Consider the following 9,027-nt stretch of genomic DNA (forward strand, 5'->3'; position numbering starts at 1 on the left):
GCGGTTAGCAGTCAGCGATCAGCCCACCCACCCTCCAATCCGAGATGTGCGGAGAGCTAAGAGCTGAACGCTGATAGCTGGACGCTAATTTTGGTGTGTGCAGGGGATGGATGCCTTGCACACACTTTCTTTTTGAGGTACATTGCGCGGGAAATTTCCCCTACATTTTTGAGAGATTGCGATGGCCGAATTGAAAGCGATGGATCGGGATTTGCACCCGGAGAGCAAACACTTGAGCGTGACCACACGCGCTTTTTGCGTGGGGATTGCGGTGACGTTTCTGGTGAATTTGCTGCCCGCTTATTCGGCCTATATCGTGCATTCGTCGCGCATGGTTTTTGCCCATTTGCCCATGGCGACTATGGTGGTTTTCACGGTGCTGGCGTGGCCGTTGAATGTTCTGATGGCGCGGGTAAAGCCGCAGTGGGCACTGTCGCGGGGCGAGATGGTGGTGGTTTTTTCGATGGGGTGGATTGCAGGGGCTGTGCCAGCGGCGAATTTTATGGGTTTGTTTATTGGGGGGATTGCCGCGCCTTATTATTACGCCTCGCCCGAGAATCAGTGGGGCGATTATTTGCTGGATGGGTTGCCTAAGTGGGCTGCGCCGCCCAATCACGCCAATCAGATGACGTATTTTTTTGAGGGCAAGCCTCCTGGCGTTGATATTCCCTGGGATGCATGGATGACGCCGCTTGTGTGGTGGGGTGTTTTTCTCATTGCACTGGCGCTGGTGAGCGTGGCGCTGATGGCTGTGTTGCGGCGGCAGTGGGTGGATCGAGAGCGCCTGCCTTTTCCCCTGGCTGAAGCACCGCTGACGATGTTGGAAGAGGTTGAGGCGGGAAAATACAGGCTTCTGCATTCTCGCTTGTTCTGGGGTGGCGTGACCATTCCCGTGGTTGTGGTGGTGTGGAATATCGTGGGTTATTTCTGGCACACATTTCCACCTATTCCGTTGATGGATAGATGGGCGTTGCCAATTGGGCGCGGGTTTCCCGCTATTCCGATCAAGTTCAATTTTTTTGTTCTGGGGTTCGCGTTTTTTACGAATCTTGATGTGTTGTTCAGTTTGTGGTTTTTCTACGCGCTGGGTATTGTGCAAACCGGTGTTTTTGACCGTTTGGGATATTCTATTGGCGCGTCCGATATCTGGGGCTCCCGCGGCGGCGCTGCGATGGGCTGGCAGGCGATGGGGGCTTTTTTTGCATTTACGGCGTTGAGTATGTGGATGGCGCGCGCGCATTTGCGAGATGTGTGGCGGAAGGCAATGCGCGGCGATGATGCTGTGGACGATTCGAATGAACTGTTGTCTTATCGGGCGGCGGTGTGGGGTATTATTGTGGGAGCGGCGTTTCTCTTTTTCTGGTTGTGGCATTCGGGCATGTCCACGCTCGTGGCTGGCGTCTTTCTTTTTGCGCTGATTTTGATGACGGTGGGAGTGACGCGGTTTGTAGCCGAGTCGGGGTTGGCTTATGCGCGGATGCCCATTACGCCGCAGAGTTTCACGTTTTATACGATTGGTATTCGGCAGATGGATACCAATAGTGCCGCATCTCTGGCGCTGTCTTATTCGACGTTTGGCCTGGGCAATACTTTTGGCGCTTCTACGCTGGCACATATCGCGCAGATGGGGGCGAGGCTCAAGCTCAAGACCCGGTCGCTATTCTGGACAACGATGTGCGCCCTGGTGGTGTCGATGGTTATTTCGGCGGTGTTCACGCTGTATCTGGGGTATATGCACGGCGCGTACAATTTTAATGTTTATACGTTTAACTCCGGGAATGTGGTAATTTTCAGCAATGTGGTGAAGAAATTGCAAAATCCCTTTGGCATCAGCCTGGATAGGCTGATGTTTTTTGGTATTGGCGCGGGTCTCACTGTTTTGTGTAGTTTTTTGCGCTATCGGTTTTTGAGGTGGCCGTTGAGTCCTATTGGGTTGACGGTGTTTACTACGGGTATTTTGCAGCGGCAGGTGTTTACGGTTTTTGTGGCGTGGACGGTTAAGTCCGTTTTGTTGAAGATTGGCGGTATTGGACTTTATCGCCAGTCCCTGCCTTTGTTTATGGGGCTGATGCTCGGTTATGTTCTGGGTATTGGGTTGATTTTTATTGTGGATGTGTTGTTTTTCTTTGGGCAAGGGCATCTTGTGCATCACTGGTGATGGTAACCGGGGAATTTCTCTATGAGTGAAACATCGGTTGAATACGTTGTGATTGGATGTTATTTAGCCGTGCTGGTTGGGGTGGGGATGGTGTTTCGCCGTTTTAATGAAAATGTGAGTGACTATTTTCGAAACGGTTGTAAGGGCACCTGGTGGCTGGTGGGGTCGAGTGCGTTTATGACGGCGTTTAGTGCGTGGACTTTTTCGGGTGCAGCGGGTGCGGCTTATGAAGCGGGCTGGAGTGTGCTGGTGATTTATCTGGCAAATTCCATAGGTTTTGCGATTAACGGTTTGTTTCTCGCCAAATGGTTTCGACAGATCCGGGCGATTACGGGTCCCGAGGTCATTCGCCTGCGCTTTGGTATTTCGACACAACAATTTTACGCGTGGATGTCTTTTGTGATGCAAACCCTGTATTCGTCGCTGCATCTTCTGGGGTTGGCGATTTTCTGTTCGGCGGTGTTTGGATATAAAATTGAGCAGGTGATCGTGGTGGTGGGCGCGGTGGTTTTGATCTATTCGTTGATTGGGGGTAGCTGGGCGGTGACGGCTACGGATTTTCTGCAGACGCTTATCCTCATTCCCATTACTATTCTGGTGGGTGTGTTGTGTCTGGTGAAGCTCGGCGGCGTGGGTGCTTTGTTTCAGGGCATTCAGAATATGGGGCTGTCGTCGGCTTATGGGGTGTTTAATGCACCTGACCAGTTTCCGTTGCGGGCTTATACGTATGCGTGGGCTGTAGCGATGTTGCTGAAGAATGTGATTGGCTACAATACGCTTACGTCGGCACAGCGGTATTTTCTGGTGAAGGATGGACGCGAGGCGCAGAAAGCTGCGTGGCTGGGCTTTGTGCTGATGACGGCGGGTGCTTTTATCTGGTTTATTCCGCCGATGACTGCGCGGCTTTTGTTTCACGCCGAGGTGATGGCGGTCGATATTCCCAAGGCTGCGGAAGCGGCGTATGCTATTGCGAGTTTGAATGTGTTGCCGCTGGGTATGACGGGGCTGATGGTGGTGGCGATGTTTGCGGCGACGATGAGTTCGATGGATTCGGGGTTGAACCGCAATGCTGCGATTTTTACGAATGATATTTATCCGACGCTGTGCCGTTTGTTTGGGAGAGCGGCTATGCAGGGCAAAAGTTTGATGCGGTTGGGGCAGGTGTTTTCAGCGGTGTTTGGGGTGTGTATTGTGAGTATTGCCACGTATTTTGCAAATACTGAGGGCAGAGGGGTGTTTGAACATATGTTGAATATCGGCGCGTTGTTGGCGTTGCCGATGGCTGTGCCTGCTTTGATGGGGCTGTTTATTCGCACGTCGCCGAGTTGGGCGGCGATTGTGACGGTGTGTGTGACGTTGATCCCATCGGCATTCGGATTTTTCAGCGCGGAACTCTTTGGCGAGACTTGGTCATTTCAGCAGAAGGTGTTTACCAATCTCGCCGTGGGGATAGTGGTTTATTTGTTGACGATGCCGTTCTGGAATCGCACGCCGGAAGTTTACAAGAGGCAGGCTCAGGACTTTTTTGATCGCATGCTGACACCGGTTGATTTTGAGAAAGAGATCGGTGTGCCAAATGATTTGCGCCAGCTCAAAATTATCGGTAGTTTTGCTGCGGTTATTGGTGGGGTTATTTGTACGCTCGTTTTGTTGCCCAATCCTCTGATCGGACGTCTGGGGATTCTGTTTGTGGGCGGTTTTGTGCTGGGCGTTGGCGGTGTGTTTATATGGTTGGGAAAGCGCAGTGAGTTGGAGACTTCGCGGATTGAGGCGGCGGATTGACGGGATGGATAGGCGATAACAATCAATGTAGGGGCGGTGCCCCCGTATAAAAGCACTACGGGGCAGGCTCCTGTGCCCGCCCGTTTGTCTGACAGTTTTAAAGGAGGCATTGGTGAAAGCAGCACACGTTGTCGCTCATCGGCAGATTGAGATGTTTGAGGCCGATGAGCCGAATATTGAGGATTTTCCAGGAGGATCGATAAAGGTTAAGGCGCATATGACCGCGATTTGTGGGTCGGATTCGCCAAAGTTTGCATTGAAACGGCCGGACGCGGTGTATCCGATGAATATCGGGACTTCGATTCACGAGTGTATTGGAACGGTGGTTGCGTCGTCGTCGGATCGGTTTCAACCCGGGGATTTTGTGCAGGCGCGGCCCACGGCGGGTATTGGTGGATTGGCTGAATATTATATTTCGAGCGAAAGAGTGGGGGTTCATCTCGCGGATTATGAACCGCTTGATGAATTGTTGATGTCTCAGCCGCTGGGGACTGTTATTTGAGAGTGTCGCAAGTTGGGTAATATTCTCAATCAGGATGCTGTGGTAGTGGGGCAGGGTCCAATGGGTTTGTTGATGACGCACTTGCTGAGCAATTTGGGGGCGAAGACCGTTGTTGCGGTGGATACGGTCGATTTTCGTCTTGAGGCGGCGAAAAAGATGCGGGCGACCCATGTGGTGAATCCCGATAGGGAAGATGTGGTGGCTGTTGTGAGAGATATTACGGATGGGCGCATGGCCGACCTGACGGTGGAGATTGTGGGGCATAATCAGGATACGGTCAATTTGTGTCTGAATTTGACTAAACGTCTGGGTACGGTCTTGGCGTTTGGCGTGCCCGATGACGATGTGTATGCGTTTAATTATCGCGCTTTTTTCAGTAAGAATGTGACGCTGATCGGCTCTGTGGGGCCAGATTCGCTGAACGATTATCCCCTGGCTATGGATATGATCGCACAGGGACGCATTGATGTCTCGCCGATTATCACACACCATTTGCCGTTTACAGAGGTGCAAAAGGGTTTTGAATTGTTTATCGATCATCGCGACGAGGCGATTAAGGTTGTGCTGGATTATGATTGATAACTGAAAGGAGATTCCCATGCAGATGACCAAAGCTCAAAAGCAGCAGTTTTTTGAAGAAGGATATGTGCTTGTGCGAGGTGCCGTGCCAAAGTTGATGGCCGATCAGGCGCGCAGGGCTATTAATCGGCATATGCGTTATCGAGTGATGCAACAGGGACGAAATCCGGGGTTGAGCAATGAGCCGGTGATTACAGATTTGTTTAATAAGTCGCCGCTTTGGGGGCTGTGCGAGTCAGTTGTGGGAGAGGGGCAGTTGATTCCGCCGCAGGGAGGCAATGTGAAGCTCAATTTTCCCGATGCAGAGGAGCGTCCGCTGAGGGGTGGGCATCTGGATTTGGGTGGGAAGCTGAAGGATGGGTTGCTGAGTCGCGGTATGACGCTGCTGGTTGTGATTCTGGTTCACGATGTTCCGCGATCATTTATGGGCAATTTCTGTTTTTGGCCCGGGTCTCATCGCGCTTATGAGGCGGCGTTTCAAAAGGATCCCAATTACGTGGAGACGGCAAAGGCCAATCGCCGGATCCCCGATATCGATTTGCCGCATGGACCGATTCAATTTATGGGCGAAGCGGGCGATGCCGTGATCTGCCATCACCAGATGTATCACAATGCGGGTCCAAATCATTCGCCCGATATCCGGTATGCCGTGATTTTCAGACCCCGACACGTCAACTCGAGAGAAAATAGCACGGATGCTATGGTCGATATCTGGCGCGAGTTTGAAGGGCTGACGCATCTGAAAGAAGAGGCGATGGCGGTTTAGAGATTTGTTTCGTCGATTGATTCCGATCCCCTGCTCTTACCACATAGAGCAGGGGATTTTTTGTATTGCGCCCCTATTGCGCTCCTATTACGCCCCCGAAATTGATAAAAGGGTGGTCGGTCAGACGGCAGCCGGAACCGTTCTGGCGTGTGTGAGATCCGCGTTGGTCACAGGACGCGCTTGTGATGGCAACACTGTTGCGATAGCCACTGTGTCGCCATCGAGGGACAAGAACTCCACTACAAGATCTTCTTCTTTCGGGTGGATGTGGATGATGGTACCTACGTCACCCAATTTCAGTTCTTCCCCTTCATCGCCGACTACATCGGCAGTGAGTACGATTTGCTCATGTTCTATGAACACCTCTTACCTCCCAAGGCGTATTTAGCCAGTGACGTTACGCGTAGGTACAATATAATGCGCCTATCATTTATAATGCGCCTGTCATTTTGAGCGTAGAGTAGTCGAAAAATCTCTTGCCTGCTGGGTACCTTACTGGTCATGGCTGTTCTCCCTGTTGCAGAATCTTGCGCCACATATCGAAGGTTTTGGGGAGATACATAGTGGGATCTTCGAGCGGCAGTTCGAACTGATATATCTTCTTTTTAGACGCCGCCTTCTGCCATCTAAGTAGATGTCTCTCCACGTCCTTCTCGCAGTAATATTTCGTGCGCTCGTCAACTGGATCACCTTCCTGCTTGGGCCATTTGGGGTGAGCCAAGTAGAGCCGGATGGGGACGCTGATGACATAGAGGATTCCCTGTTGCCGACACCGTTCGATTGCATCGGCATCAATACCCTGATGAGCGGCTGACACCGCATCGGGCGGTGGTGAAGGAGCGTTGTCGACCTCTGGTTTCCACACGGCCTCCAGGGCCTGGTCGATTTCTTTTTGTTCCTCCAGCGACCAGCTCAAGGAATCGGACTTCACGGAAGGGATATCCGTCTCTGCACGAGGTGGGTCGTGCAGAATCAACGCAGGGTTCTTGCTGGCCTCCCAGTTCTGCGGTCTCCCTTCGGAGATCATGGTCTTGAGACTTGCCCGGACGACATTCTCGGCCTCTGCGAGCAGGGTGGCGAACTGCTCGCGGCGTTGATGCTCCTGTTTCGGTGTTAGATTGAGCGTGGGGTTGGCATGTACGATTTCCGAGCGGTGTTTGTAGAACGCCTTGAGCATGGCTCTTACCTTATCTCTCTCTGCGCGCGAATCCGCGAAGTGCCAAGAGCCTCTTCTTGGGATGATGTCTATCTGATGCCGATACTCTCCCTTCTCTGTGAACAACGCTTCCAAGGCAATGCACACATCAATCACCTTGTCCTCATATTTTATTCTTTCGGTACTTTCTCCCAGGCGCCGTAGTGCCAGGTTCAGCACGCTCCGTGTTTGATCTGGCAGGACGGCATACTTGCCGATCAGCTCTATAGCCTCCGCCTCGTTGAAAGGGCGATTTGTCGAGACACGTTGAAAGTTCAGCAGCGGAAGGAGGACCTGCGAGCTACCCCAGCCTCCCGATGAGCCTATGTGAAAGTACGGGAGTGTCGCGGCGACAGGCATTCGGACACCATGCCAGTGCCCAAATATGTGAAGTCCCTTTCCCCATACCAGGCCGAGGATGAGTTGCATCGTTTCGACCCCACACCGCAGCAGAGGACCCACATACCGTTCGAATTCGTTTGCCTTGAGACCTCTGCGCTCGAATCTCCTGACTTCGAGGGCACACATGTTGCCAGTGTTCTCTGTCGGCCAAAGTAGATCCTCCGACGAACTCCGAATTGAGGATTCTGTATCCACTATCTGCAAAGCGTCTTGGTATGGGAGAAGAGTGCAGTAGTCGTCCAGCGGTTTTGCGCTCGAAATAGATGCCCCTTTCACCATATAGAAGCTGCTGACCTCAATCATGCCGTGGGCCGCGAATTTCATGGCGTGCTTTGCCACGGTTTCGACGCCGTGATCTCTAGCGGCCAGGATCAGTTTGCAAGTGGCGGTCAGAGCATTGAGCTGGATTTCACCCTGGTTTCCCCACTCATCCCCTGTAGAAATGGTGCCCGCTGGCGGCTGCGTTTGGCGTTCGATATCCCAGTGAACTTCAATCCAGTTCTGCACATCTTGGAAAGCTGGCATGGCCGCCAACCACTCATTCTCGATTATGTTCTTGACCACTCTTTCGAGTTGCCTACTGCTCAGCGGAACGCCAATAACTTGTTCGTCGATTCCCGGGAGGGCCACAAATTGCCGTAGGGCGCGACTCAGTCGATCTTTGATGCTGTCGAGACTTGGTGCGTAATTCATAGGGGTGTCACCTTCTTCCCACGATGCGCCCAGAGTAGTGTGTCGTCGCATAATGCTTCAACCAAATCCAGAAGGTGCGATTTTCCAGAGTTATTATGTCCAATGATGACGTTAATAGGCTTGATTGTGTCGAAGCCAGCCCACTCTTTTTTGGGGGATTATATTCAATAGTGCCGGAAAACAGTTCACTATTTATTCGCCAAATTTGAAAGGGCAACTTTAAGCAAATCCTTCTGATTCCGAATATAACCATTCAAATCAGAAAAAATAGAACGAGCAGTTAAATTATGGGAATTATATACAAATTGGCCGAGGAAAAACCTTAGCGTCAATTATTAGATTTCAGTGAACGCCGTATCGTATCTACTAACTCCTTCTCAAATTGTTTTGGTTCATCCATTGACCATAGAACAGTCGTACGATGGCTTGTATCAAAATGCGTCTTTTTTCTCTTAAATTTTTCTCTTTCGCAAATATATATTACTGGTATATCCTTACCTATTGCGATCCCACTCTCCAAGTACGCTCCACTATTATCATGAGTAAGATCAGCAATCACGAACTTAGCCCCCTCAATTGTATCCTTCATAATGTTATCAATAACGCCTGCCCTAGAATTATCACGTAAATCTATAACTTCATATCCCAATTCTCTCGGAATAGGTTCTTTGATATGTTTTAAAAAGAAATCATCCATTTCAGGTTCATCAAACTGCATAGCAAGAAAACCATACTCAACTCCTTGCTCTAACCTATCTGTCTTCAATGATTGCATCCAGAACAAATGCAACAAAAACGCGCTTGCTGATCTCAACGCTTTCTCTTTCGCCTCAGCCAACGTAGGCCATTCATCTCCTCTAACATACGAACCTGCATTACCTATAAATACACCATTATGATCCTTCAACCATAACACATGAGTTCCCGTATTCCTATCTTCTGCTACATAT

Annotated in this window: 8 protein-coding genes; 5 read left to right on the forward strand and 3 right to left on the reverse strand. The window is 50.9% G+C overall.

Annotated elements, in window-relative coordinates; genetic code table 11:
* The first annotated feature begins 181 nt into the window (after nt 1–181).
* The 5 genes from OXG87_17340 to OXG87_17360 all read left to right on the forward strand — a co-directional run bounded on the left by OXG87_17340 (nt 182) and on the right by OXG87_17360 (nt 5,787).
* Nucleotides 182–2,158 carry a hypothetical protein gene (locus tag OXG87_17340; GenBank protein MCY3871316.1) on the forward strand — a complete coding sequence of 659 codons (1,977 nt, stop codon included), beginning with the start codon at nt 182–184 and terminating at the stop codon, nt 2,156–2,158.
* Nucleotides 2,159–2,179: 21 nt separating this feature from the next.
* The gene (locus tag OXG87_17345; GenBank protein ID MCY3871317.1) at nt 2,180–3,940 is read left to right on the forward strand and encodes a hypothetical protein; all 1,761 of its coding nucleotides are present in this window, start codon (nt 2,180–2,182) and stop codon (nt 3,938–3,940) included.
* A 112-nt stretch (nt 3,941–4,052) separates the two neighbouring features.
* Nucleotides 4,053–4,442, forward strand: a complete 390-nt coding sequence (locus tag OXG87_17350) for an alcohol dehydrogenase catalytic domain-containing protein (GenBank protein ID MCY3871318.1) — start codon at nt 4,053–4,055, stop codon at nt 4,440–4,442.
* 12 nt (nt 4,443–4,454) lie between these two features.
* Nucleotides 4,455–5,021: a zinc-binding dehydrogenase gene (locus tag OXG87_17355; protein MCY3871319.1), complete on the forward strand. Its 567-nt coding sequence runs from the start codon at nt 4,455–4,457 to the stop codon at nt 5,019–5,021.
* Nucleotides 5,022–5,040: 19 nt separating this feature from the next.
* The gene (locus tag OXG87_17360) at nt 5,041–5,787 is read left to right on the forward strand and encodes a phytanoyl-CoA dioxygenase family protein (protein MCY3871320.1); all 747 of its coding nucleotides are present in this window, start codon (nt 5,041–5,043) and stop codon (nt 5,785–5,787) included.
* 120 nt (nt 5,788–5,907) lie between these two features.
* On the opposite strand, the gene OXG87_17365 is transcribed toward OXG87_17360, so the two are convergent.
* From OXG87_17365 to OXG87_17375, 3 genes are all read right to left on the reverse strand, one after another.
* Nucleotides 5,908–6,150, reverse strand: a complete 243-nt coding sequence (locus OXG87_17365) for a DUF4926 domain-containing protein (GenBank protein MCY3871321.1) — start codon at nt 6,148–6,150, stop codon at nt 5,908–5,910.
* Nucleotides 6,151–6,286: 136 nt separating this feature from the next.
* The gene (locus OXG87_17370; GenBank protein MCY3871322.1) at nt 6,287–8,077 is read right to left on the reverse strand and encodes a HEPN domain-containing protein; all 1,791 of its coding nucleotides are present in this window, start codon (nt 8,075–8,077) and stop codon (nt 6,287–6,289) included.
* A 328-nt stretch (nt 8,078–8,405) separates the two neighbouring features.
* Nucleotides 8,406–9,027: hypothetical protein (locus OXG87_17375; protein MCY3871323.1), on the reverse strand; the 622-nt coding region annotated here is incomplete at its 5' end.

The organism is Gemmatimonadota bacterium (genome assembly GCA_026706845.1).
Lineage (GTDB): Bacteria > Latescibacterota > UBA2968 > UBA2968 > UBA2968 > VXRD01.

What these genes read in the sequence shown, in the direction of transcription:
- OXG87_17340 (MCY3871316.1), top strand. Translation starts at nt 182, where the DNA reads ATGGCCGAATTGAAAGCGATGGATCGGGATTTGCACCCGGAGAGCAAA.
- OXG87_17345 (MCY3871317.1), top strand. Translation starts at nt 2,180, where the DNA reads ATGAGTGAAACATCGGTTGAATACGTTGTGATTGGATGTTATTTAGCC.
- OXG87_17360 (MCY3871320.1), top strand. Translation starts at nt 5,041, where the DNA reads ATGCAGATGACCAAAGCTCAAAAGCAGCAGTTTTTTGAAGAAGGATAT.
- OXG87_17370 (MCY3871322.1), bottom strand. Translation starts at nt 8,077, where the DNA reads ATGAATTACGCACCAAGTCTCGACAGCATCAAAGATCGACTGAGTCGC.